This is a genomic window from Klebsiella spallanzanii, from assembly GCF_902158555.1.
Taxonomy (GTDB): Bacteria; Pseudomonadota; Gammaproteobacteria; order Enterobacterales; family Enterobacteriaceae; genus Klebsiella; species Klebsiella spallanzanii.
This window is the reverse complement of sequence record NZ_CABGGS010000001.1, coordinates 448,929-473,731: the sequence shown is the minus strand read 5'-3', so window position 1 is coordinate 473,731 and position 24,803 is coordinate 448,929. Positions and strand designations below refer to the sequence as shown.

The following is a 24,803-nucleotide window of genomic DNA, read 5'->3' as shown; positions in this document are numbered from 1 at the left end:
TTCACCGGCCTGTCTGGAAATTATTCACGTCATCGGAATATGGCGCAAGCATCGCTGTAGATATTGGGTTCAGGAGAGGAAATACAAGGCCTGCCGGAGTCGGCAGGCCTGAACGGATTATGGCTGGTAGATACCGACACCCAAATCGTTTTCTTTACGGGTACGCGCAATGACCGATTCCGGGGTTTCTGCGATGCGCAGACCCATTTCGTCCTCGGTGCGCACGACTTTACCGCGCAGGGAGTTTGTCCAGACGTCGGTGATTTCAACATCAACAAACTTACCGATCATCTCAGGTGAACCTTCGAAGTTGACCACGCGGTTATTCTCGGTACGGCCCGACAGCTCCATGATGCTCTTACGCGAGGTACCCTCCACCAGAATACGCTGCACGGTGCCGAGCATACGACGGCTCCAGGCCGTTGCCTGCTGGTTGATACGCTCCTGCAGAATATACAGGCGCTGCTTCTTATCTTCTTCCGGCACGTCATCGACCATGTCGGCCGCCGGTGTTCCCGGCCGGGCGGAGAAGATGAAGCTGTAGCTCATATCGAAATTCACATCGGCAATCAACTTCATGGTCTGCTCGAAATCCTGGGTGGTTTCACCAGGGAAGCCAACGATGAAGTCGGAGCTAATCTGAATATCAGGACGTGCCGCGCGCAGTTTGCGGATAATCGCTTTGTATTCCAGAGCCGTGTGGGTACGCCCCATCAGGTTCAGTACGCGATCAGAACCGCTCTGTACCGGCAGATGCAAGAAGCTGACGAGCTCTGGCGTATCACGATAAACCTCGACGATATCGTCAGTGAACTCGATCGGGTGGCTGGTGGTAAAGCGGATCCGGTCGATGCCGTCTATCGCCGCAACCAGACGCAGCAGATCGGCGAAGCTGCCGGTGGTGCCATCGTAGTTTTCACCGCGCCAGGCGTTCACGTTTTGCCCGAGCAGGTTAACTTCACGCACGCCCTGAGCCGCAAGCTGGGCAATTTCAAACAGGATATCGTCGCTCGGGCGGCTGACTTCCTCACCGCGGGTATAAGGCACCACGCAGTAGGTGCAGTACTTGTTGCAGCCTTCCATGATAGAAACAAAAGCGCTGGGGCCTTCGGCGCGCGGTTCTGGTAGGCGATCGAACTTTTCGATTTCCGGGAAGCTGATATCGACAACCGGGCTGCGGTTGCCGCGTACGGAGTTGATCATCTCCGGCAGGCGGTGCAGGGTTTGCGGCCCAAAAATAATATCGACGTAGTGGGCGCGCTGGCGAATATGATCGCCCTCCTGAGAGGCTACGCAGCCGCCGACGCCGATGATCAAGTTGGGATTCTTCTCTTTCAGCAGCTTCCAGCGTCCTAGCTGATGGAAAACTTTTTCCTGAGCCTTCTCACGGATTGAGCAGGTGTTGAGCAGCAGCACATCTGCTTCTTCCGCCACTTCGGTGAGTTGATACCCGTGCGTGGCATCCAGCAGATCGGCCATCTTTGATGAATCGTATTCGTTCATCTGACAGCCCCAGGTTTTAATATGGAGTTTTTTTGTCATCGACTTGCTCATGCTTAAGTAGGTATACCCAATGTCATTTTCTTCACCGGACGTTGTTCTGCAATGTGAAGCGTGACGGGTATGAAGCCAGGATTGCAGGGCGCGTATTGTAATGCTTTGACCGCGCCGTGACCAGTACGACCGTAATCACCACAAGGCGAATAAAAATCCGGTAAACTTAAGAGATTCGGGTTTAAGGATAATAGCCATGACAATTCATGCAACAGATGTTGTTATCGTTGGCGGTGGAATGGTGGGCGGCGCCCTGGCGCTTGGGTTGGCGCAGCAAGGTTTTACGGTGACGGTCATTGAAAAGAATGCGCCACCCGCTTTTGATGCGTCTTCGCCGCCTGATGTGCGAATTTCGGCCATCAGCGCGTCATCGGTCGGGCTGCTGAAAAGCCTGGGCGTCTGGGATGCTGTGCGGGCAATGCGCGCGCATGCGTATCGACAACTGGAGACCTGGGAGTGGGAAAGCGCTCATGTCGTCTTTAACGCTGCGGAGCTAAAGCTGCCCGAACTGGGCTATATGGTGGAAAATAACGTCCTGCAGCTTGCCCTATGGCAGGCGCTGGAGGCCCATGAACTCATCTCTCTGCGGGTTGGTACATCGCTACAGGAGATGCGGCGTGGAGAAACGTATACTTTGATAACGCTGACCGATGGCAGCCAACATGATACCCGGCTGGTGATTGGCGCGGACGGCGCTAACTCGCAGGTACGACAACTGGCGGGAATTGGCGTGCAGGCGTGGCAGTATCAGCAATCCTGCATGTTGATAAGCGTGAACTGTGCGGACGATCCCGGCGATAGCACCTGGCAGCAGTTCACTCCAACGGGGCCACGCGCCTTTCTGCCGTTGTTTGACCATTGGGCTTCACTGGTGTGGTATGACACGCCGGCCAGGATCCTCCAGCTTCAGGGAATGAGTATGGTTCAACTGCGGCAAGAAATTGCCCGTCATTTTCCGTCCCGGCTGGGAGAGGTGACGCCGCTAAGCGCAGGCGCATTCCCGCTGATTCGCCGCCACGCATTGCAGTATGTGAAGCCGGGATTAGCGCTGGTGGGGGATGCTGCCCACACGATTCACCCGCTAGCGGGGCAGGGGGTTAACCTCGGCTATCGTGATGTTGATGCGCTGCTGGATATTCTGGGTAGGGCAAAAGCGCACGGTGAGGAGTGGGCTAGTCTGGCAGTGCTTAAGCGCTACCAGACGCGACGCAGAGCGGATAACTTTATTATGCAGTCAGGGATGGATCTGTTTTATGCCGGATTCAGCAACGACCTGGCACCGGTCCGTATGCTGCGAAATATGGGCCTGATGGCTGCCGGGCGAGCTGGTGCCCTGAAGCGGCAGGCGCTGAAGTACGCGTTGGGATTGTAATCTGCGTTTAACATAACCTTGCAAACAGCGTGTCTCTACCTTCTTTTGTTGGCAAGAATCCCTGATACCAGATACTTCCTCTGGAGGTTGTCAGGGATTCACACTGCCATTGATTAGTCGCTACTAAATAGAGCATATGTGCGCTTTTAGCTGACATATAGAGCAGATACAGTAGCGCCAGCAATGCAAGTATTACGGAAACCTCGCTTCCTTTGAAATACTGGAACTCATAAGCAAGTATGGCGATACAGCTCCCCTGTAAAACCATCTTGCCCACAAAGCAGCGGATAAAAAATTGTTGGATTCTCTCTGTTGACCAGAAGCAGGGATTTTTAAGTACGGCGCGTTGTTCCTGAGCCGGGAAGCCATGAATATAGGTTATCCATTGGGTATTTTCAGTAAGCGTTAGCGCGACGCCAGTTTCGTTGAGACGATGAAGACGCATTGATATGCCAATGGGAAAGAATAAACCAACCAGAACACAATATGTTAGTAAGGCAGAAATCCCGAAGAAGCAAGAAATGAAGCTGAATAGAAAAAAGAGCAGCGTTGTTATTCGGGTAAAAAGCGGGAAAACCTGATAGTTCATCGCAAATCCTTTTACGCATTTTCTCTGCAATGTATCCACAGCTAAGGTAGATGTAAACTTCAGGCTAGATTTTTCGGATTTCATAAAGCAAAAAGCCCGCCGAAGCGAGCTTTTTGCTATTAAGTGGCTGGGGTACGAGGATTCGAACCTCGGAATGCTGGTATCAGAAACCAGAGCCTTACCGCTTGGCGATACCCCAACGGGTGCGCCCACAGAGTGAGCGACTTTTTAAATTGGCTGGGGTACGAGGATTCGAACCTCGGAATGCTGGTATCAGAAACCAGAGCCTTACCGCTTGGCGATACCCCAACAATTTTTTGGACTTATCGAACTTAATCAATAATTCCTTTGTATGGTGGCTACGACGGGATTCGAACCTGTGACCCCATCATTATGAGTGATGTGCTCTAACCAGCTGAGCTACGTAGCCAAATCTTATCATATTCTTCGATGGCTGGGGTACCTGGATTCGAACCAGGGAATGCCGGTATCAAAAACCGGTGCCTTACCGCTTGGCGATACCCCAATACCGTCGCGGTGAACCGCAAATATCGAAGAAATATGGCTGGGGTACCTGGATTCGAACCAGGGAATGCCGGTATCAAAAACCGGTGCCTTACCGCTTGGCGATACCCCAACAACAATCTTTACTTGCAACGCGAAAGAATAAATGGTGCGGGAGGCGAGACTTGAACTCGCACACCTTGCGGCGCCAGAACCTAAATCTGGTGCGTCTACCAATTTCGCCACTCCCGCAAAAAAAGATGGTGGCTACGACGGGATTTGAACCTGTGACCCCATCATTATGAGTGATGTGCTCTAACCAGCTGAGCTACGTAGCCATCTTTTTTTTCGCGCTACCTTATCGGCGTTGCGGGGCGCATTATGCGTATTGAGCCTTGAAGCGTCAACCCCTTTTTCATCGAAAATGAGCTGAATGTAACTGTTTGGTTAGGTTGCGAACAGCGTGATGCAATAATCGGCAATTATTGGTTATTTATCGTTTTTAACAGCTTAAATAAGGCACAAAACAAAAACGGACCCCGAAGAGTCCGTTTGGAAAAAAGCGCTTGTCAGTAGGCTGACTGATGTACGCCAACTGCGCGTCCTGACGGATCGTTCATTTTCTTGAAAGATTCGTCCCATTCAATCGCTTTTGCGGAAGAGCAAGCAACTGACGGGCCACCCGGAACGCATTCAGCAGCACTCGGTACCGGGAATAGATCTTCAAAGATCTCACGGTACAGATATGCCTCTTTAGACGATGGCGTGTTGTACGGGAAGCGGAAGCTGGCAGTTTCCAGTTGTTGATCGGAAATCTGTTCGGCGGCAACTTCTTTTAACGTATCGATCCAGCTGTAGCCTACGCCATCAGAGAACTGCTCTTTCTGACGCCATGCGACGCTTGCCGGCAGATATGACTCGAAGCATTCACGCAGAACATGTTTTTCCATTTTACCGTTGCCGCACATTTTATCCTGCGGGTTGATGCGCATTGCCACATCGAGGAATTTCTTATCCAGGAACGGCACGCGTGCTTCAACGCCCCAGGCAGACATCGCTTTGTTGGCGCGGGCGCAGTCAAACATATGCAGCGCTTGCAGCTTACGTACGGTCTCTTCGTGCAACTCTTTGGCGTTCGGCGCTTTATGGAAATAAAGGTAGCCGCCAAATACTTCGTCAGAACCTTCGCCAGACAGCACCATTTTGATGCCCATCGCTTTGATTTTACGCGACATCAAATACATTGGCGTTGAAGCGCGAATCGTCGTCACATCGTAGGTTTCAATGTGATAGATAACATCGCGAATCGCGTCCAGACCTTCCTGAACCGTAAAGTGGATCTCGTGGTGCACGGTACCCAGATGGTTAGCCACTTCCTGCGCAGCCTTCAGGTCAGGTGCACCTTCCAGGCCTACGGCGAAGGAGTGCAGTTGTGGCCACCAGGCTTCTGATTTCTCCTGATCTTCAACGCGGCGAGCGGCATATTTTTTGGTGATAGCGGAAATAACCGATGAATCCAGGCCGCCGGACAGCAGTACACCATAGGGAACATCAGACATCAGGTGGCTTTTCACCGATTCTTCCAGCGCCTGACGCAGTTCGTTTTTGTCCGTGACGTTGTCTTTGACCGCATCATAGTTGAACCAGTCGCGCTGGTAGTACTGACGGATTTCGCCATCTTTACTCCACAGGTAACTGCCCGCCGGGAACTCTTTAATGGTGCGGCAGACCGGAACCAGTGCTTTCATTTCTGAAGCGACGTAGAAGTTGCCGTGCTCATCATGACCCATATACAGCGGGATGATCCCGATGTGATCGCGACCAATCAGATACGCATCTTGTTCGCTGTCGTATAACGCGAAAGCAAACATCCCCTGAAGATCGTCGAGGAACTCCGGACCTTTCTCCTGATACAGCGCCAGGATGACTTCGCAGTCGGAACCGGTCTGGAAAGCGTAGCGATCGCCGTATTCTGCGCGCAGCGCCTGGTGGTTGTAGATTTCACCGTTGACGGCGAGAGCATGGGTTTTTTGCGCGTTATACAGCGGCTGCGCGCCAGCGTTCACGTCGACGATAGACAGGCGTTCATGCGCCAGGATGGCTTTATCACAAGCATAGACGCCAGACCAGTCCGGGCCACGGTGGCGCATCAGGCGGGAAAGTTCCAGTGCCTTTTTACGCAGCTCGCCCGCGTCAGTTTTAATATCCAGTACGCCAAAAATCGAACACATAGCCTTCTCCGTTACCCTGTCTTGTTTGATGTTGTGCAAGCTTCGTCTCGGTGCGAAGCCTCAGTGCATGCTTAAGAAAATGCCGCAAAGGGGCGGAGGGCGCAAGGGGTTTGCGACTGGAAAAGGAAATAATGCAATCACGATTGCTGAATAGTGAAAAAAGAGTATGTTTTGAGCGCTTTCGTTGATGAATGTTTAATAATAATGCTTTTATTTTAGATGAACGCTTTCATCAGGGGCTTAAAAATAAGAAACCACGTCCTGGGACGTGGTTTTACTTAAAAAATATCGATTTCTGCAACGGAAGGATAAATCCACGAGGGGCGGAATGGCATGCTGTCGATATCATCGAGCGTGGCGACCCCGGAAAGCACCAGAATGGTTTCCAGACCGGCCTGGAAGCCCGCCAGAATATCCGTACGTAGGTTATCGCCGACGATGACCGTCTGCTCTGAATGCGCCTGCATTTTATTGAGCGCAGAGCGGATAATCCACGGACTCGGTTTGCCCACGTAAAACGGCTTACGGCCGGAGATTTTTTCGATACCGGCGCACAGCGCGCCGCAGGCCGGATAATAGCCGCGGCCGTGAGTATCCGGGTTAGTCGCGATAAAGCGTGCGCCATTGGCGACAAAAAAAGCGGCCTTATGCATCATCTCCCAGTTAAAGGAGCGGGTCTCACCGACGATAACAAAATCAGGATTGACGTCAGTGATGGTGAAGCCAGCTTTATATAATTCGTGAATCAACGCGCCTTCGCCTACTACATAGGCTTTCTTACCCTCCTGGCGGCGCAGGAAATCCGCCGTCGCCATCGCCGAGGTATAAAAGGCGGTATCAGGCACCTCTATTCCCGCCGTCGCAAAGCGGTTCGCCAGATCCTGGCCAGTTTGCGAAGGGTAGTTGGTCAGCATCACCAGCGGCATCTCTTTTTCGAGAATGCGCTTGATGAATTCAGCGGCGCCCGGCACGGCCACATTGTCGTGCATCAGCACGCCGTCAATATCACAGATTACGTTTTGAATGGTCATGAACTGTCCGACATCGTTGGAGAAAGGCGAAACTATAAAGCGGCTTTAGCTTTCCAGCAAACGCTGGAGCAGAGACCCGTTGAGCATCGCGCGCTTTACCAGGGCAAAAGCACCAATTGCTGAGCGATGATCGAGCGTGGATCGCACCACCGGCAGATTTTTACGAAATGCCTTCAGTACTTGAGTATTAATGCAGCCTTCAATGGCGGGAAGCAGCACTTTTTCTGCTTCAACGATCTCTCCGGCAATCACCACTTTTTGCGGATTAAACAGATTAATGGCAATAGCAATGGTTTTGCCAAGGTGGCGTCCGACGTGTTCAATAACCTCGCAGGCCAGCGCATCGCCCTTGTTTGCCGCTTTGCAGATCGTTTTGATCGTGCAGTCTTCAAGGGATATCTTACTCTGATAGCCCTGTTCCAGCAGGTGGCGAACGCGATGCTCGATGGCGGCGTTGGCGGCGATGGTCTCCAGACAACCGAAGTTGCCGCAGTGACAGCGCTCGCCTAGCGGATCGACCTGAATATGGCCGATTTCGCCGACGTTACCGTTGCGACCGATAAAAATACGTCCATTGGAGATGATTCCAGCGCCGGTTCCGCGGTGTACGCGCACCAGAATGGAGTCTTCACAGTCGTGGCTCGCACCAAAGTAGTGCTCCGCCAGCGCGAGGCTGCGGATATCGTGACCGACAAAGCAGGTCACTTTAAAACGTTCTTCCAGCGCTTCAACAAGACCCCAGTTTTCCACCTGAATGTGCGGCATATAGCGAATGACGCCGCTTTCCGGATCGACCAGTCCGGGAAGAATGACCGAGATAGCGATCAGTTCACGGATTTTACGCTGACAGCTTTCCATAAAGGAGGCGATGATGTTCAGCAGCGCGTGTTCCAGAGTTTCCTGGGTTCTTTCCGGTAGCGGATAGTGCTCTTCTTCGAGGGTCTTACTGCTTAAATCATAGAGCGTCAGGGTGGCATCATAGCGACCAAGACGTACGCCGATAGCGTGGAAGTTACGGGTTTCAGCCACAATAGAGATAGCGCGGCGGCCCCCGGTGGAGGCCTGCTGATCGACTTCTTTGATCAGTCCGCGTTCAATAAGCTGACGCGTAATTTTGGTTACGCTGGCAGGGGCAAGCTGGCTTTGTTCCGCAATCTGGATACGCGAGATTGGGCCATGCTGATCGATGAGCCGGTAGACGGCCGCGCTGTTCAGCTGTTTTACGAGATCGACGTTACCAATTTGAGCCTGTCCGCCTGCTGTCATACGTTTACTTACTCAGTGACGACCTCGTTACCATTAACGATGGTCTTGGTGATTTTATAATCGCGGGTGAATGCGGTCAGATTAGCGACCATCCCCGGAGCAATGCTGCCTAACTGCTTCTCTACGCCAATGGCGCGAGAAGGGTAGAGGGTTGCCATACGCAACACTTCGTCCAGCGCGATGCCGCAATGTTCAACGAGGTTACGCACCCCTTCAATCATGGTCAATGAGGATCCGCTGAGGGTTCCGTTCTCATCTACGCACAGACCGTTCCGGTAGTATATTGTTTTACCAGCAAAAATGAACTGTTCAATATTGGCACCCGCCGGAGCCGTTGCGTCGGTCACCAGACACAGCTTGTCGCCTTTCAAACGCTTAGCAAGGCGGACGTTAGCATAATCGACGTGCAGGCCATCGACGATGATACCGCAGTAAACATCCGGTTCATCGAAAATCGCCCCTGCCAGACCCGGTTCGCGACCGGTAATATATGGCATAGCGTTAAACAGATGGGTGGCGAAAGTGATGCCGGAGCGGAACCCAATTTTTGCTTCTTTCAGCGTCGCGTTGGAGTGGCCTGCAGAAACGATAATCCCGGCGGCGACCAGTTTGCGAATCACTTCAGGCTCAACGCGTTCTGGCGCGAGGGTGATTTTGGTAATCACATCCGCGTTTTCACACAGGTAATCCACCAGCGCGGCATCCGGTTTACGCACGTAGTCCGGATTATGAGTGCCTTTTTTGACGATATTCAGCCACGGGCCCTCAAGATGCAGGCCCAGCGCCTGGTTAGGATGCTTTTGCAAATACTCGCGCATCACCCGTACGCCCTGCTTCATCAGGTCATCGCTGGCGGTAATGAGCGTGGGGAGATAGCTGGTGCAGCCGGAGCGTTCATTAGCCTTCTGCATGATTTCCAGCGTTTCAACGGTGACTGCATCCGCAGTGTCGTTGAACTGCACGCCGCCGCAGCCGTTAAGCTGGACGTCGATAAAACCGGGGGCAAGGATCGCGCCATCAACCGAGCGCTGCTCGATCCCGCCAGGCAATTCAGTCAGCGGACAGATACGTTCGATAAGGCCATTGGCGATAACAATCGCATGGTCATCCAGAATTTCATGACCGGTATAAATCCGGCCTTGGGTTAATGCATACATTACGACCCCCGGTTATCAAAAATGATTGTCCCGCGGGGGCAGCCGCGGGACGAGACTACATTACAGACCTTTGATGTTTTCAGCTTCTAATTCGTTGAAATATTTCAGAGTCTTAACTTTCAGTTCCATGGTGGACGGCTCATCGCAGACGACGACCGCTTTCGGGTGCAGCTGCAGACAGGTAATGGTCCACATATGGTTTACGTTACCTTCCACTGCCGCCTGCAGCGCCAGCGCTTTCTGGTGGCCCAGCACCAGAATCATCACTTCCTCCGCGTCCAGCAGGGTACCCACGCCAACGGTCAGCGCATACTTAGGCACCTGATCGACATCGCCGTCGAAGAAGCGAGAGTTTGCTACGCGGGTATCGTGGGTCAGGGTTTTAATACGGGTACGAGACGCCAGGGAAGAGGCCGGTTCGTTAAATGCGATGTGGCCATCGTTACCCACGCCGCCCATAAACAGATTGATTTTACCGTATGAACGGATTTTTTCTTCGTAGCGGCGGCATTCTGCATCAATATCCGGCGCATTACCATTCAGGAGGTTAATGTTTTCTGCCGGGATATCAACGTGATCAAAGAAGTTGCGATGCATAAAGCTATGATAACTTTCCGGGTGCTCTTTCGGCAGACCAACGTACTCATCCATGTTGAAAGTCACAACGTGCTTAAAGCTAACCTGGCCTGCTTTGTGCATCTCAACCAGCGCTTTGTAAGCGGTCAGAGGCGTACCGCCGGTAGGCAGACCCAGTACGAAAGGGCGGTCCGCAGTCGGCTTGAACGCATTGATGCGGTTAACGATATGGCGGGCAGCCCATTTACCTACTTGTTCAGCTGTTACCAGGGGGATCAGTCTCATTGTTCACCTCTATAGTTAAATTAGAACCTGGCGGATTGGCGCCAGCATACTATTAAGAGTATTGCAGTTACTGCGTCGACCGGGGTCAATCCGTGTTGATTTTTTGAATGATAAAATAAGTTTTCGTTGTTAGCCAGTCAAAGGCGGAGGGGAATACGATATTTGGTGATTTTTGTCACAAAAAATACCCATTTAATTTGCGAGACGAATTAATTTTTCAGACACTTTGCAGGTAAGTTAAAAATTTAACCAGGTTACACAATAATAAAGTGGCTTTGAATGAGCCTTATCGGGGTCTCATAGGGGGAATAAGATGAATATTTTAGGTTTTTTTCAGCGACTCGGTAGGGCGTTGCAGCTCCCTATCGCAGTGCTGCCGGTTGCGGCACTGCTGCTGCGATTCGGTCAACCAGATTTGCTTAACATCGCGTTTATTGCGCAGGCGGGTGGGTCAATCTTTGACAACCTGGCGCTGATTTTCGCTATCGGTGTGGCATCCAGCTGGTCGAAAGACAGCGCCGGTGCCGCAGCGCTGGCGGGGGCGGTAGGTTACTTCGTATTGACTAAAGCGATGGTCACCATCAACCCGGCAATCAACATGGGCGTCCTGGCGGGTATTATTACCGGTCTGGTGGCGGGTGCGACTTACAACCGCTGGTCGGGCATCAAACTGCCTGACTTCCTGAGCTTCTTTGGTGGCAAACGCTTTGTGCCAATCGCTACCGGCTTCTTCTGTCTGGTGCTGGCAGCAATCTTCGGTTATGTATGGCCGCCGGTGCAGAACGCTATCCATGCTGGTGGTGAATGGATCGTCGGCGCTGGTGCGCTGGGTTCTGGTATCTTCGGTTTCATCAACCGTCTGCTGATCCCAACCGGTCTGCATCAGGTTCTGAACACCATTGCCTGGTTCCAGATTGGTGAATTCACGAACGCCGCAGGTGCGGTATTCCACGGTGACATCAACCGCTTCTACGCAGGTGACGGCACGGCGGGGATGTTCATGTCCGGCTTCTTCCCGATCATGATGTTCGGTCTGCCGGGTGCAGCGCTGGCGATGTACTTCGCGGCACCGAAAGAGCGTCGCCCAATGGTTGGCGGTATGCTGCTATCCGTTGCAATTACCGCATTCCTGACCGGTGTCACCGAGCCGCTGGAATTCCTGTTCATGTTCCTGGCGCCGTTGCTGTATCTCCTGCACGCCATCCTGACCGGTATCAGCCTGTTCGTTGCGACAGCGCTGGGCATCCACGCGGGCTTCTCCTTCTCTGCAGGTGCGATCGACTATGTTCTGATGTATAGCCTGCCAGCAGCCAGTAAAAATGTCTGGATGCTGATTGTTATGGGCGTGGTGTTCTTCGTCATCTACTTCCTGCTGTTCAGTGCGGTTATCCGCATGTTCAACCTGAAAACGCCGGGTCGTGAAGATAAAACCGATGACGTCGTGACTGAAGAGGCCAACAGCAATACCGAAGAGGGCTTAACCCAGCTGGCGACCAACTACATTGCGGCGGTTGGCGGTACCGATAACCTGAAAGCGATTGATGCCTGTATTACTCGTCTGCGTCTGACCGTTGCAGACTCTGCACTAGTTAACGATGCGGCCTGTAAGCGCCTGGGCGCTTCTGGTGTGGTTAAACTGAACAAACAGACCATTCAGGTTATCGTGGGTGCGAAAGCGGAATCCGTTGGCGATGAAATGAAGAAAGTGGTTGCCCGTGGTCCGGTTGCCGCAGCAGCTACGTCTTCTCACAGCGCACCCGCAGCAGCCCCAGCCGCTAAGCCACAGGCCGTAGCCAATGCGAAAACCGTTGAAGCGCTGGTTTCGCCGATTACCGGCGATATTGTGGCGCTGGAACAGGTGCCGGACGAAGCTTTCGCCAGCAAAGCCGTTGGCGACGGCGTGGCGGTGAAACCTACTGATAAGATTGTTGTGGCTCCGGCGGCAGGCACCGTGGTGAAAATCTTTAACACCAACCATGCTTTCTGTCTGGAAACTGAAAATGGCGCGGAAATCGTTGTCCATATGGGTATCGATACCGTCGCACTTAACGGTCAGGGCTTTAAACGCCTGGTGGAAGAGGGCGCTGAAGTGAAAGCGGGCCAGCCGATTCTGGAACTGGATCTTGAGTTCCTGAACGCTAACGCGCGTTCGATGATTAGCCCGGTGGTGTGCAGCAACAGCGACGACTACAGCGCGCTGGTTATGCAGGCAACCGGTAAGGTTGTTGCGGGCCAGACGCCACTGTACGAAATTAAAGGCAAGTAAGTCTCCTGAGTAGAGTTTATGCCTCAAGCGGCGCGGTGAAAACTGCGCCGCTTTTTTTTTGCCGCAAACTACCCCAATATTTCCGTTTGATACGTATTTTGCGTAACTAAAGGTTGTCAGCCCCTTCAGCTTATAAGATCATACGCCGTTATACGTTGTTTACGTTTTGAGGAACCCACGATGAGTGAGGCAGAAGCCCGCCCGACTAACTTTATTCGTCAGATAATCGATGAAGATCTGGCTACTGGTAAGCACACCACCGTTCATACCCGTTTTCCACCGGAACCGAACGGCTATCTGCACATTGGCCACGCAAAGTCTATTTGCCTGAACTTTGGTATCGCCCAGGATTACAAAGGCCAATGCAACCTGCGTTTCGATGACACCAACCCGGTGAAGGAAGATATCGAGTACGTTGAGTCGATTAAAAACGACGTGCAGTGGTTAGGTTTCCACTGGTCCGGGGATGTTTGCTACTCGTCTGATTATTTCGATCAACTGCACCAGTATGCGGTTGAATTGATCAATAAAGGTCTGGCCTACGTTGATGAACTGTCGGCGGAAGAGATCCGTGAATATCGCGGGACCCTGAAAGAACCAGGTAAAAATAGCCCGTATCGCGATCGCAGCGTAGAAGAGAACCTGGCGCTGTTTGAAAAAATGCGTACCGGCGGTTTTGAAGAAGGTAAAGCCTGCCTGCGTGCAAAAATTGATATGGCTTCTCCGTTTATCGTCATGCGCGATCCGGTGCTGTATCGCATTAAGTTTGCCGATCACCACCAGACCGGAAGCAAGTGGTGCATCTACCCGATGTACGACTTCACCCACTGCATCAGCGATGCGCTGGAAGGGATTACTCATTCCCTGTGCACCCTTGAGTTCCAGGATAACCGCCGTCTGTACGATTGGGTGCTGGATAACATCAGCATCCCTGTGCATCCGCGTCAGTACGAATTTTCGCGCCTTAACCTCGAATACACCGTGATGTCCAAGCGCAAGCTGAATCAGCTGGTGACCGAGAAGCACGTCGAAGGCTGGGACGATCCGCGTATGCCGACCATTTCTGGTCTGCGTCGCCGCGGCTATACCGCAGAGTCAATCCGTGAGTTCTGCAAACGCATCGGCGTGACCAAGCAGGACAACACCATCGAAATCGCTTCTCTGGAATCCTGCATCCGTGAGGATTTAAACGAGAATGCCCCGCGCGCGATGGCCGTTATCGACCCGGTTAAGCTGGTTATCGAAAACTATCCGCAGGGCGGCAGCGAAATGGTAACGATGCCGAATCATCCGAGTAAACCTGAGATGGGCAGCCGTGAGGTACCGTTTAGTGGTGAAATCTGGATCGATCGTGCCGATTTCCGTGAAGAAGCGAACAAGCAGTACAAGCGTCTGGTGCTGGGGAAAGAAGTTCGCTTGCGCAACGCTTACGTCATCAAAGCCGAGCGCGTAGAGAAGGATGTGGAAGGTAATATCACCACTATCTTCTGTACCTACGATGCTGACACCCTGAGCAAAGATCCGGCCGATGGTCGCAAGGTGAAGGGCGTTATTCACTGGGTGAGCGCAGCACATGCGCTGCCGGTAGAGATTCGTCTGTACGATCGTCTGTTCAGCGTGCCAAATCCCGGTGCTGCTGATGATTTCCTGTCGGTCATGAACCCGGAATCGCTGGTTATCAAGCAGGGTTTTGCTGAACCAAGCCTGGCGCAGGCGCAGCCTGAAAAAGCATATCAGTTTGAGCGAGAAGGTTACTTCTGCCTCGACAGCCGCTATGCAACCGCAACCAATCTGGTGTTTAACCGCACCGTTGGCCTACGTGATACCTGGGCGAAAGCCGGCGCGTAGTTCACCGTCATTATTGAGAACGCCGCTTATCGCGGCGTTTTTTTTATTTCAGAATCAGGGGATTAAATTATCATATTTTCGCGATGCGAATTAATCTTGTTTACAGATTGTAAAAAACGTAATTTTTAACCCTGCCAGTTTATCCTCTAAAAAAGTGTAATCGCTTTCATTTCTGTCTGTTTTCTCTTTTGTTGCAAGTACTTCCACGCTAAACGTGTGACTTCTAAGACTGAAACAAAAAGACATAAATTATGTGCGCTTTGTCATAATCTTCATCTTTGGTTGGCGAAAGAGATTGATAATTCGCGTCACGAAAAATAGTCTATACCCAGTGGTTATGCGAATTTTTACCGCTCCACTTTTTAAGTAGTCTTATTTTATTTTTTTGCGTGTTGCCTTTGGTAGCCGCACTTTAAAACGTCAAAGAGGATATGCATATGCGTACGTTTAGTGGCAAACGTAGTACGCTGGCGCTGGCTATCGCCGGTGTCACAGCTCTGTCAGGATTTGCAATGGTACCGGATGCGAAAGCTGAAGGGTTCATTGATGATTCAACGTTAACCGGCGGCATCTATTACTGGCAGCGTGAACGTGACCGTAAAGATGTGACTGACGGCGACAAATACAAAACTAACCTTTCTCATTCCACCTGGAACGCCAACCTCGACTTTCAGTCCGGCTATGCCGCCGATATGTTCGGTATTGATGTTGCGGCCTTTACCGCCATCGAAATGGGCGAAAGCAGCGACAGCGGCCACCCGAACGAAATCGCTTTTTCATCGCGTAACAAGGGTTACGATGAGGACTATACCGGTGATAAGAGCGGGATCAGCCTGTACAAAGCAGCCGCCAAATTTAAATATGGTCCGGCATGGGCGCGTGCTGGTTATATCCAGCCTACCGGTCAAACGTTGCTAGCACCGCACTGGAGCTTTATGCCGGGTACCTATCAGGGGGCTGAAGCCGGTGCTAACTTTGACTATGGTGATGCGGGTGCGCTGAGTTTCTCCTACATGTGGACAAACGAATATAAAGCGCCGTGGCACATTGAGATGGATGAGTTCTATCAGAACGACAAGAAAACCAAGGTTGATTATCTCCACTCTCTCGGCGCCAAATATGATTTTAAAAATGACCTCGTGCTGGAAGCCGCGTTTGGTCAGGCACAGGGGTATATCGACCAGTATTTTGCCAAGGCCAGCTATAAGTTTGATGTTGCAGGCACGCCGTTAACCACCAGCTACCAGTTCTACGGCACCCGCGATAAGGTCAGCAACGGCGGAACTAACGATATTTACGATGGCACCGCATGGCTGCAGGCATTGACCTTTGGCTATAAGGTTGCTGATGTTCTGGATCTGCGTCTGGAAGGAACCTGGGTTAAAGCTGATGGTCAGCAGGGCTACTTCCTGCAGCGTATGACGCCAACCTATGCCTCTTCTAACGGTCGTCTGGACATCTGGTGGGATAACCGCTCGGACTTCAACGCCAATGGTGAAAAAGCGGTGTTCTTCGGTGCAATGTATGACATGAAGAACTGGAACATGCCGGGCTGGGCCTTCGGCGCATCCTACGTTTATGCATGGGATGCTAAACCGGGCAAAATGTCTTCTCCTGACGCGTATTACAACCCGGATAAGCGTCTGGAAGAGTCAGCCTACAGCCTGGATGCCATGTACACCGTACAGGAAGGGCGAGCGAAGGGTACGCTGTTCAAACTCCACTTTACGCAATACGACAACCACTCCGACATCCCGAGCTGGAGCGGCGGTTACGGCAACATCTTCCAGGATGAGCGCGACGTGAAGTTCATGGTTATCGCTCCGTTCACTATTTTCTGATGCCAGTGCGGCGGGTGCGAGTCTGCCGCAATTTCCCGAGGTTGATTATGAAGAAGTTACTGCTTGTCGCCATTATGGCAGCGGGTCTGGTTGCCTGTACGCAGTCGCCGGCGCCGAAAGAAGATTCAAAGTTAAAAGATGCCTACAGCGCCTGTATTAATACCGCTGAGGGTAACCCGGATAAAGTCGAAGCCTGTCAGTGCGTATTAAACGTCCTGAAGCAGGAGAAGCAACATCAGCAGTTTGCAACGCAGGAAAGCGTACGGGTTCTGGATTATCAGCAATGCATTCAGGCGCGAAAAACCGGTAACGATCAGGCTGTACAGGCGCGCTGCGACCAGCTGTGGAAAGAGATTCGTAGCAACAATAGCAAATCCTGATTTTTTCCTGTCGGCATAAAAAAAGCCAACCCTTGGGTTGGCTTTTTGCTGCTTATGACAACGGGGAATTACTTTTCCACCGCGTCATGGGCATGTTCATCTTCGCGGCAATCGCCTTCCGCACAGTGACCATACAGGTACAGGCTGTGGTTGGTCAGGCGAATTCCGTGTTTGGCGGCAATTTCGCGCTGGCGCGCTTCAATTGAATCATCACTAAACTCGATCACTTTGCCGCAGTCGAGGCAAATCAGGTGATCGTGATGATGCTGCTGCGTCAGTTCAAAAACGGATTTACCACCTTCGAAATTATGACGGGTGACGATGCCGGCGTCGTCAAACTGGTTCAGTACGCGATAGACGGTTGCCAGACCAATCTCTTCACCCATATCAATCAGGCGTTTATATAAGTCTTCCGCACTGACATGATGGTTATCCGGTTCCTGCAGGACTTCCAGGATTTTTAATCTCGGAAGCGTCACTTTCAGGCCAGCCTTCTTTAATGCGGTATTGTTGTCAGTCATGCGGAATCTGTCCTGTTGCTAAACGATCTACTTCCATCAGCGGAAGTAATACAGAGAATCACCCGATGTAATGCGTCTCATTATAGAACTGCCATGGTGAAATGAAAACTGCAAGCATCGGGCCTTGTATGCTGTCAAAAACGAGGCACCCGCTACAAAGTGCTTCACGCGACCTCGTTAAATCAGAGGACATTGTACAGATATGTGATTAAAAGTTAAAAACTTGTAGCTATAACTTTGATTGCTTTTATCTATTAATTCGGCGAAATATGATGATTGCGCCGTTTAGACTCAGGCATTCTTGATTTCTTCAAGGTGCAGCTCTTCAGAAATCTGTTTCACCCATTTTTCCACGCGTTCGTTCGTCAGCTCCGGCTGACGATCCTCATCGATAGCCAGACCAACAAAGTGGTCGTCATCGGCCAGGCCTTTGGAGGCTTCGAAATGGTAGCCAGCGGTTGGCCAGTGACCAACGATGGTCGCGCCGCGCGGTTCGATGATGTCGCGGATGGTACCCAGCGCATCACAGAAGTATTCAGCATAGTCTTCCTGATCGCCACAGCCAAACAGGGCGACCAGTTTGCCGTTGAAATCGATCTCTTCCAGCGTCGGGAAGAAATCGTCCCAATCGCACTGGGCTTCACCGTAGTACCAGGTTGGGATGCCGAGCAGCAGGATATCGTGACCTTCCAGATCCTCTTTGCTGCTCTTGGCAATGTCGTGAACATCAGCAACATCTTTACCAAGCTGCTTTTGAATCATTTTTGCAATATTTTCGGTGTTGCCGGTGTCGCTGCCAAAAAAGATGCCGATGATTGCCATGAGTAAAATAACCTCTTGAAACTTAATGATGTGGTAGTGGCGTAATGCCTGCAGATAGGGGCAATGATAGCAGAACTGAGAAGGGCGCGGAAACAGCAATCACGCCCAACTGCACACTCTGCTACATGAAAGCTTATTTTTTGAGGGTTTTAGGCTTTATCCTGGCTGCGCAGGGCCGCCAGCTGGCTCATCAGCATCTCTTCGATCAGATCGCTGCGGTTCATATTACGGGCTTCGGCTAACTCGTTAAGCGCATCGACCGCATCGGCATTCAGCTTTAACTCAACGCGCTTCAGACCGCGAACCTTATCGCGTTTAAGCTGATTACGTTTGTTGATGCGCAGCTGTTCATCCCGCGAAAGCGGATTGGTTTTCGGTCTACCCGGCCGACGCTCAGTTGCGAACAAATCTAATGTCGTACGGTCCGTTTGTTCTTTTGCCATGGTTCAGAGTGAGTGACTTCGGGGGAAAACAAGCTATCGGGCATAGCCGACGCAGACAGCGCGCCATAATACATCAGGCGACGGGCTGCGCCAACGACCGCGGGCATTAAGCTGCGCGGTCGGGCAGATTTTCGCCAGTTACGCGGCGATGGAGGTCAAATACCGACGGATTGCGCGGATAACAGCCTCCGGTTTTTCGGCATGTACCCAGTGTCCGGCTCCGGCGATGACGTGAGCCCTCGCCTGAGGAAATTGGGCCAGTAAGGCGTCACGGTAGGCATCGGTTACGTAAGGGGAGTTACCGCCAGGGATAAACTGCGCCGGATGTGGCCAGGCAGGGACGGTTTGCCAGCCGACAATATTGTCGTACTGCTCCCACAGTACCGGTACGTTAAAACGCCATTGGCCGTCCACGAACGACTTCAGCAGAAACTGAATCACGCCTTCTTCATTAAGGTGTTCGCGCATCACCGTTGCCGCCTGTTGACGCGTTGCGGCGCCCGCATCGGTCACGGCGTTGATGGCGGCAAAGATCTCATCATGGCGGCGAACGTGATAATCCACCGGGGCGATGTCAATCGCGACCAGCCCAGAGATGCGCTCTGGCGCCAGCGCGCTCAGCGCCATTACCGCTTTGCCGCCCATGGAGTGACCAATAAAGGTAGCTTTCTCAATTTGTGATTCATTGAGAGTATCAAGCAGATCCTGGGCCATCGCGGTATAGGTCATCTCCGGTGCGCGAGGAGAAAGACCGTGGTTTCGCATATCGACCTGCAAAATATCGTGGTCGAGAACCAGATCGCGGGCGAGGATCCCCAGGTTATCCAGGCTGCCAAAAAGGCCGTGGACCAGGACGATCGGGGGATTATTGTGCGGATTTTGTGCAGATTGCGCTCGGCTATTTAATTTCATGGCAAAGTTCTTTTTTTCGCTCCGTCGGGTTAGGGTATTATGTTGGACATTCTGCCATCCGGCTGCAAGACCCGGAAGATTTCCGAGTTTTACCGCCATCCTGGTTTGACGCTATCCGCGGTTGGGATTTGTTTTTATAATCCCGACAACTTGTATTCAGAAAAAGATATCGCACTGGATTAAGATGAAAACAATTGAAGTTGATGATGAACTCTATAGCTATATTGCCAGCCATACCAAGCATATTGGCGAGAGCGCATCCGACATTTTACGGCGCATGTTGAAGTTTTCCGCCGTTTCCCAGCCCGCCGCACCGGCAGCGAAAGCTGCTCCGGCTCCGGCGCCAACGCCTGTCGTTGAAGTGAAGCCCGTCAATCCTCTGAAGGATAAAGTTCGCGCGATGCGTGAGCTGCTGTTATCCGATGAGTACGCGGAACAAAAGCGCGCGGTAAACCGCTTCATGCTGGTTCTGACTACCCTCTATTCCTTAGACAGTAAAGCGTTTGCCGAGGCGACCGAGTCTCTGCACGGGCGCACTCGCGTCTATTTCGCTGAAGATGAGCGGACGCTGCAGAAAAGTGGTAATCAGACGAAACCTAAGCAGGTTCCGGGTACGTCGTGGTGGGTCATTACAAATACCAATACCGGTCGCAAATGCAGCATGATCGAACATATCATGCAGTCCATGCAGTTCCCTGCGGAATTGATCGAAAAGGTTTGCGGTACGATCTAGTTATTTAACTTTTGCACCAGAAGGATCAGGCAATGGCAATCGATAAGCGCGCGGGTCAACCTGCGCAACAGAGTGATTTGATTAACGTCGCCCAGCTGACCGCCCAGTACTATGTACTGAAGCCGGAAGCAGGCAACGCGGAACATGCGGTGAAGTTTGGTACCTCTGGCCATCGCGGCAGCGCGGCGCGCCACAACTTCAACGAGCAGCACATTCTGGCGATTGCTCAGGCAATTGCTGAAGACCGCGCGAAAAACGGGATCACCGGCCCATGCTATGTCGGGAAGGACACCCACGCACTCTCCGAACCGGCATTCATTTCCGTACTGGAAGTGCTGGCGGCGAATGGTGTTGATGTCATCGTTCAGGAAAACAACGGCTTTACCCCGACGCCGGCGATTTCCAATGCGATTCTGGTGCATAACAAGAAGGGTGGCCCGCTGGCTGACGGTATTGTCATTACTCCGTCCCACAACCCGCCGGAAGACGGTGGTATCAAGTACAACCCGCCGAACGGTGGCCCGGCTGATACCAACGTCACCAAAGTAGTAGAAAACCGTGCCAACGAACTGCTGGCTGCCGGTCTGCAGGGCGTGAAGCGCATTTCTCTTGATGCGGCGCTGGCCTCTGGTCACGTCAAAGAGCTGGATCTGGTGCAGCCGTTTATCGAAGGGCTGGCGGATATCGTCGATATGGCGGCTATCCAGAAAGCGGGACTGACGCTGGGCGTCGATCCGCTGGGCGGCTCCGGTATCGAATACTGGAAACGCATTGCTGAGTACTACAAGCTGAACCTGACTATCGTTAACGATAATGTCGATCAGACTTTCCGCTTTATGCACCTCGATAAAGACGGTGCGATCCGTATGGACTGCTCCTCCGAGTGCGCGATGGCGGGACTGCTGGCGCTGCGTGATAAGTTCGATCTGGCCTTCGCCAACGACCCGGATTATGACCGTCACGGTATCGTGACGCCAGCCGGGTTAATGAACCCGAACCACTACCTGGCAGTGGCGATTAACTACCTGTTCCAGCACCGTCCGCAGTGGGGCAAAGATGTTGCTGTCGGTAAAACCCTGGTTTCTTCAGCGATGATTGACCGCGTGGTTAACGATCTGGGCCGTAAGCTTGTAGAAGTGCCGGTCGGCTTTAAGTGGTTCGTTGATGGTCTGTTCGACGGTAGCTTTGGCTTCGGCGGCGAAGAGAGCGCGGGCGCTTCGTTCCTGCGCTTCGACGGTACGCCGTGGTCCACCGACAAGGACGGCATCATCATGTGCCTGCTGGCGGCGGAAATTACCGCGGTAACCGGGAAAAACCCGCAGCAGCACTATGATGAACTGGCAGCGCGCTTCGGCGCGCCAAGCTACAACCGTCTGCAGGCTTCTGCGACCTCTGCGCAGAAAGCAGCGCTGTCTAAGCTCTCTCCGGAAATGGTGAGCGCCAGCACGCTGGCAGGTGACCCGATTACCGCACGTTTGACCGCGGCGCCGGGCAACGGGGCGGCGATTGGCGGCCTGAAGGTGATGACCGACAACGGCTGGTTCGCCGCACGTCCGTCAGGCACTGAAGACGCCTATAAAATCTACTGTGAAAGCTTCCTCGGCGCTGAGCATCGCCAGCAGATTGAGAAAGAAGCGGTGGAGATTGTCAGCGAAGTGCTGAAAAACGCATAAGCTGAGTCATCATCATAATCAGGCCCTTTTCAGGGCCTGTTTTTTTTCGCAAGGAGCGCGATGAAACTGCAACGTAAAAAGGTTTTTTGGTTTTGGGCCGGGATGGATCTGTTTTATCTCCTTCAGTTTCTCTGCTGGAATATCTACCATCAGCGAGTGCCTTTCTACAGCGATATCCTCGCTTATATACAGCTGGTGCAAAACTACGGCTCCGTAGCCGCCTGGCTGTATCCGCTTAATGTCATACTGATTATTAGTATTCCCGCATCGATGATTCTCTTCTGGCGACAGAGTCGCTATGCGCTGTGGCTGGCCTATGCGCAGACCCCGTTACGCCTGGTCTTTATGCTGCCGTCGCTTTCGCTGGTGTTATGGATGCTCCGTGAGATGGAATTCAGGGGAGCGATATTTTATAGCGGATTTTTGCTGGTCTCGGAGGCAGCGAAAATCGTAACGCTATGGCGATGTCGTCAGGTTTGATTGCATCACTGCGGTGACTGATTCGGGCATAAACGGGTATTATTTATTTGACCGGGTTTGCCCGTTCTGCAGAATAAAATTGCATAGTGGGCTAACGATGGTGGCCAATTTTGCGATTTTAATCACAAAAATAGCTCATCTCATATGAAAATTTCTTAGGATATATGATCCACTTCAAATTAAAAAAAGCTGAAAGCTTGTTTTGATTTTGTATGATTTGAATCACTTACTGATATGGATGATTTTGTTATATTTATGTCATTAAATCCTGGATGCTTTCTTGAGAACTTATATGTTACAAGTTAAACGTCATTCATTAATTCTGGAATATGTCATAGAAAAAGGTTGTGCTAGAGTCAATGAGCTGTCGCGAATATTTGGCGTCTCTCCGGAAACTATTCGCCGTGATTTAACCGCGCTGGCTAAAAATAAAAAGGTCGTTCGCAGCTTTGGCGGCGCAATGATTTCTGAAAATAATGCATCATTTTTAGCTGCCGATACTCCGACAAACAATGGAAACTTCGTCGACAAAGCCGAAGCTTTTATTAAGCGTACCAAAGAGCAACCAGAGCGTAAAATGCGTATTGCCAAAGGTGCGCTACAGTTTATCCATGAGCATGAGTGCATTATCATGGATAATAGTAGCTCCTGCTGGTTTTTGGCCCGCCAGCTTCCCGATATCGAACTGACGGTTATTACCAATTCATTGAATATTATTCAGACGTTAGCTTGTCGCAAAAAAATAAGAATTGTCAGCGTAGGCGGTGAATATTCTGAAAGACACGGTGATTTCCACGGACCGGTAGCCGAGTTTATTATCAACAACTTTAAGGTCAATAAGTTGTTCTTTTCCTGCCAGGGGCTCGACTCCGGCCTGGAAATTAAAGATAGCAATGAAGTTAACGTCAGGCTGAAGCAGGAAATGCTAAAAGTTGCCGATCAAAAAATCCTGATGGTAGATAGCAGTAAGTTTGAACGCTATTCTTTATATAAAATATGCGACCTGGCAGATATTGACATCCTGATCACTAACGAATTACCAACCGATACCTGGCGTCAGGAGCAGGTATATATTGTAGAGACGAAATAAGTCTCCACGCGATAATCTATTTGCATCATCTCACGTCTCTTGTGCCAGATGGAGGGTAGTTGCGTCAGTAACACTATCCATCTTCATTATTTATCCGAAAACGAGGTTTACGATGGAACAATTACCTGAAAATATGAAAGCTGTTGTGTGCCATGGCCCCCAGGATTACCGCTTTGAAAAGATCGCTCGCCCGGTAGCACAAGAAAAAGAAGTGGTTATTAAAGTTGATGGCTGCGGAATATGCGCTGGTGATTGCAAAGCGCAGGACGGCGCACCGATGTTTTGGGGTGAAAATCCTTGGGTGAAAACGCCAGTGGTGCCTGGGCATGAATTCTATGGCCGTGTCGCTGAATTAGGTCCAGGCTCGGCAGAGAAATATAAATTAAAAATCGGCGACCGTATTCTGGCAGAACAGATTGTGCCTTGCCATGAATGTCGTTTCTGCAAAACCGGGAAATACTGGATGTGTGAAACCCACGATATCTACGGTTTCCAGAAGGATGTTGCCGACGGCGGCATGGCTGAATACATGCGTTTTTCGGAAAGAGCAATTATTCACAAAATCCCTGAATCATTAAGCGAAGAAGATGCGGCGCTTATCGAGCCGATGGCCTGCGCTATCCACACTGTACGCCGCGGGGATATCGATCTGGATGATGTGGTGGTTATCGCCGGTGCCGGGCCGCTGGGCCTGTGTATGGTACAGGTTGCTCATTTGAAAACGCCGAAAAAGCTGGTGGTTATTGATACCATGGAAGACCGACTGGCGCTGGCGAAAGAGTTTGGCGCCGATGTGGTTATCAATGCGGCGAGAGAGGATGCCGTCGCCATTGTTAAATCGATGACCGATGGTTACGGCTGTGACGTTTATATCGAAGCGACCGGTGCGCCGATTGGCGTTACTCAGGGACTGGAGATGATTCGTAAGCTAGGTCGTTTTGTCGAGTTCAGCGTGTTTGGCAAAGAAACCACCGCCGACTGGTCGATTATTGGCGACCGTAAAGAACTGGATATTCGCGGCGCACATCTGGGGCCATACAGCTATGAAATCGCCATTGATCTCTTCGAGCGCGGCCTGCTTACCGCGAAAGGCGTCGTCACTCATTTCTATTCTATTGATGAGTGGAAAGCGGCTTTTGAAATGGCCAAATCGCTGGATTCTATTAAGGTAGTAATTAAACCATAAAAACGAAATTCTTAAATAGCGCCATTTATTTTAATTATCATCC

Annotated in this window: 21 protein-coding genes and 7 tRNA genes; 10 read left to right on the top strand and 18 right to left on the bottom strand. The window is 51.6% G+C overall.

The annotated features are described in order from the left end of the window. Positions 1-117 precede the first annotated feature (117 nt). A complete protein-coding gene (gene miaB, locus FN082_RS02390; protein WP_139538674.1) occupies positions 118-1,542 on the bottom strand; it encodes a tRNA (N6-isopentenyl adenosine(37)-C2)-methylthiotransferase MiaB in 1,425 nt (474 codons plus the stop codon). A gap of 208 nt (positions 1,543-1,750) precedes the next feature. On the opposite strand from miaB, the gene ubiF reads away from it, so the two are divergent. Further along, complete coding sequence (gene ubiF / locus FN082_RS02385) at positions 1,751-2,926, top strand: 3-demethoxyubiquinol 3-hydroxylase (RefSeq protein WP_142981079.1); 1,176 nt, start codon at positions 1,751-1,753, stop codon at positions 2,924-2,926. Positions 2,927-2,933: 7 nt separating this feature from the next. Here ubiF and FN082_RS02380 read toward each other — a convergent pair whose 3' ends face one another. From FN082_RS02380 to nagB, 13 genes are all read right to left on the bottom strand, one after another. Further along, positions 2,934-3,515, bottom strand: coding sequence for a hypothetical protein (locus FN082_RS02380; RefSeq protein ID WP_139538676.1), 582 nt, complete (start codon positions 3,513-3,515; stop codon positions 2,934-2,936). Between the two features lie 124 nt (positions 3,516-3,639). After that, a tRNA-Gln gene (locus tag FN082_RS02375) sits at positions 3,640-3,714 on the bottom strand. 35 nt (positions 3,715-3,749) lie between these two features. Then, positions 3,750-3,824, bottom strand: a tRNA-Gln gene (locus FN082_RS02370). A gap of 44 nt (positions 3,825-3,868) precedes the next feature. Beyond that, positions 3,869-3,945, bottom strand: a tRNA-Met gene (locus tag FN082_RS02365). Positions 3,946-3,966: 21 nt separating this feature from the next. Next, a tRNA-Gln gene (locus FN082_RS02360) sits at positions 3,967-4,041 on the bottom strand. A 36-nt stretch (positions 4,042-4,077) separates the two neighbouring features. Next, a tRNA-Gln gene (locus FN082_RS02355) sits at positions 4,078-4,152 on the bottom strand. 34 nt (positions 4,153-4,186) lie between these two features. Then, positions 4,187-4,271 (bottom strand) — tRNA-Leu (locus FN082_RS02350). A gap of 9 nt (positions 4,272-4,280) precedes the next feature. After that, positions 4,281-4,357, bottom strand: a tRNA-Met gene (locus FN082_RS02345). Positions 4,358-4,588: 231 nt separating this feature from the next. Then, positions 4,589-6,250 carry an asparagine synthase B gene (gene asnB, locus FN082_RS02340; protein ID WP_142981078.1) on the bottom strand — a complete coding sequence of 554 codons (1,662 nt, stop codon included), beginning with the start codon at positions 6,248-6,250 and terminating at the stop codon, positions 4,589-4,591. 278 nt (positions 6,251-6,528) lie between these two features. Beyond that, positions 6,529-7,281, bottom strand: a complete 753-nt coding sequence (locus tag FN082_RS02335; RefSeq protein WP_139538678.1) for an HAD-IIA family hydrolase — start codon at positions 7,279-7,281, stop codon at positions 6,529-6,531. 45 nt (positions 7,282-7,326) lie between these two features. Continuing rightward, a complete protein-coding gene (gene nagC, locus FN082_RS02330; RefSeq protein WP_139538679.1) occupies positions 7,327-8,547 on the bottom strand; it encodes a DNA-binding transcriptional regulator NagC in 1,221 nt (406 codons plus the stop codon). An 8-nt stretch (positions 8,548-8,555) separates the two neighbouring features. Beyond that, positions 8,556-9,704: an N-acetylglucosamine-6-phosphate deacetylase gene (nagA, locus tag FN082_RS02325; RefSeq protein ID WP_139538680.1), complete on the bottom strand. Its 1,149-nt coding sequence runs from the start codon at positions 9,702-9,704 to the stop codon at positions 8,556-8,558. Positions 9,705-9,764: 60 nt separating this feature from the next. Then, a complete protein-coding gene (gene nagB, locus FN082_RS02320; RefSeq protein WP_139538681.1) occupies positions 9,765-10,565 on the bottom strand; it encodes a glucosamine-6-phosphate deaminase in 801 nt (266 codons plus the stop codon). A 313-nt stretch (positions 10,566-10,878) separates the two neighbouring features. On the opposite strand from nagB, the gene nagE reads away from it, so the two are divergent. From nagE to chiQ, 4 genes are all read left to right on the top strand, one after another. Next, positions 10,879-12,831 (top strand): PTS N-acetyl glucosamine transporter subunit IIABC, encoded by a 1,953-nt coding sequence (nagE, locus tag FN082_RS02315; RefSeq protein ID WP_139538682.1) that lies wholly within the window; start codon positions 10,879-10,881, stop codon positions 12,829-12,831. Positions 12,832-13,011: 180 nt separating this feature from the next. After that, positions 13,012-14,679, top strand: a complete 1,668-nt coding sequence (glnS, locus tag FN082_RS02310) for a glutamine--tRNA ligase (protein ID WP_142463075.1) — start codon at positions 13,012-13,014, stop codon at positions 14,677-14,679. Positions 14,680-15,116: 437 nt separating this feature from the next. Next, a complete protein-coding gene (chiP, locus tag FN082_RS02300; RefSeq protein WP_142463074.1) occupies positions 15,117-16,520 on the top strand; it encodes a chitoporin ChiP in 1,404 nt (467 codons plus the stop codon). Between the two features lie 47 nt (positions 16,521-16,567). Further along, a complete protein-coding gene (gene chiQ / locus FN082_RS02295) occupies positions 16,568-16,900 on the top strand; it encodes a ChiQ/YbfN family lipoprotein (RefSeq protein ID WP_142981077.1) in 333 nt (110 codons plus the stop codon). A 68-nt stretch (positions 16,901-16,968) separates the two neighbouring features. On the opposite strand, the gene fur is transcribed toward chiQ, so the two are convergent. The 4 genes from fur to ybfF all read right to left on the bottom strand — a co-directional run bounded on the left by fur (position 16,969) and on the right by ybfF (position 19,598). After that, positions 16,969-17,421: a ferric iron uptake transcriptional regulator gene (gene fur / locus FN082_RS02290; protein WP_139538686.1), complete on the bottom strand. Its 453-nt coding sequence runs from the start codon at positions 17,419-17,421 to the stop codon at positions 16,969-16,971. A 291-nt stretch (positions 17,422-17,712) separates the two neighbouring features. Further along, positions 17,713-18,243 carry a flavodoxin FldA gene (gene fldA, locus FN082_RS02285; RefSeq protein WP_004130478.1) on the bottom strand — a complete coding sequence of 177 codons (531 nt, stop codon included), beginning with the start codon at positions 18,241-18,243 and terminating at the stop codon, positions 17,713-17,715. 149 nt (positions 18,244-18,392) lie between these two features. Then, positions 18,393-18,686 carry a LexA regulated protein gene (gene ybfE, locus FN082_RS02280; RefSeq protein ID WP_139538688.1) on the bottom strand — a complete coding sequence of 98 codons (294 nt, stop codon included), beginning with the start codon at positions 18,684-18,686 and terminating at the stop codon, positions 18,393-18,395. 138 nt (positions 18,687-18,824) lie between these two features. Next, positions 18,825-19,598, bottom strand: a complete 774-nt coding sequence (gene ybfF / locus FN082_RS02275; RefSeq protein ID WP_139538689.1) for an esterase — start codon at positions 19,596-19,598, stop codon at positions 18,825-18,827. 184 nt (positions 19,599-19,782) lie between these two features. Between ybfF and seqA the strand changes: the two genes are divergently transcribed. The 5 genes from seqA (at position 19,783) to FN082_RS02250 (ending at position 24,760) form a co-directional block, all read left to right on the top strand. Further along, positions 19,783-20,331 (top strand): replication initiation negative regulator SeqA, encoded by a 549-nt coding sequence (seqA, locus tag FN082_RS02270; protein WP_142981075.1) that lies wholly within the window; start codon positions 19,783-19,785, stop codon positions 20,329-20,331. Between the two features lie 32 nt (positions 20,332-20,363). After that, positions 20,364-22,004 (top strand): phosphoglucomutase (alpha-D-glucose-1,6-bisphosphate-dependent), encoded by a 1,641-nt coding sequence (gene pgm, locus FN082_RS02265; protein WP_139538691.1) that lies wholly within the window; start codon positions 20,364-20,366, stop codon positions 22,002-22,004. 60 nt (positions 22,005-22,064) lie between these two features. Then, entirely contained in the window at positions 22,065-22,484 is a 420-nt protein-coding gene (locus FN082_RS02260) for an arginine:ornithine antiporter (RefSeq protein WP_139538692.1), read from the top strand. Positions 22,485-22,776: 292 nt separating this feature from the next. Beyond that, the gene (locus tag FN082_RS02255; protein WP_139538693.1) at positions 22,777-23,574 is read left to right on the top strand and encodes a DeoR/GlpR family DNA-binding transcription regulator; all 798 of its coding nucleotides are present in this window, start codon (positions 22,777-22,779) and stop codon (positions 23,572-23,574) included. Positions 23,575-23,686: 112 nt separating this feature from the next. Further along, entirely contained in the window at positions 23,687-24,760 is a 1,074-nt protein-coding gene (locus FN082_RS02250) for a zinc-binding dehydrogenase (RefSeq protein WP_142981074.1), read from the top strand. The last annotated feature ends 43 nt before the right edge of the window (positions 24,761-24,803 follow it).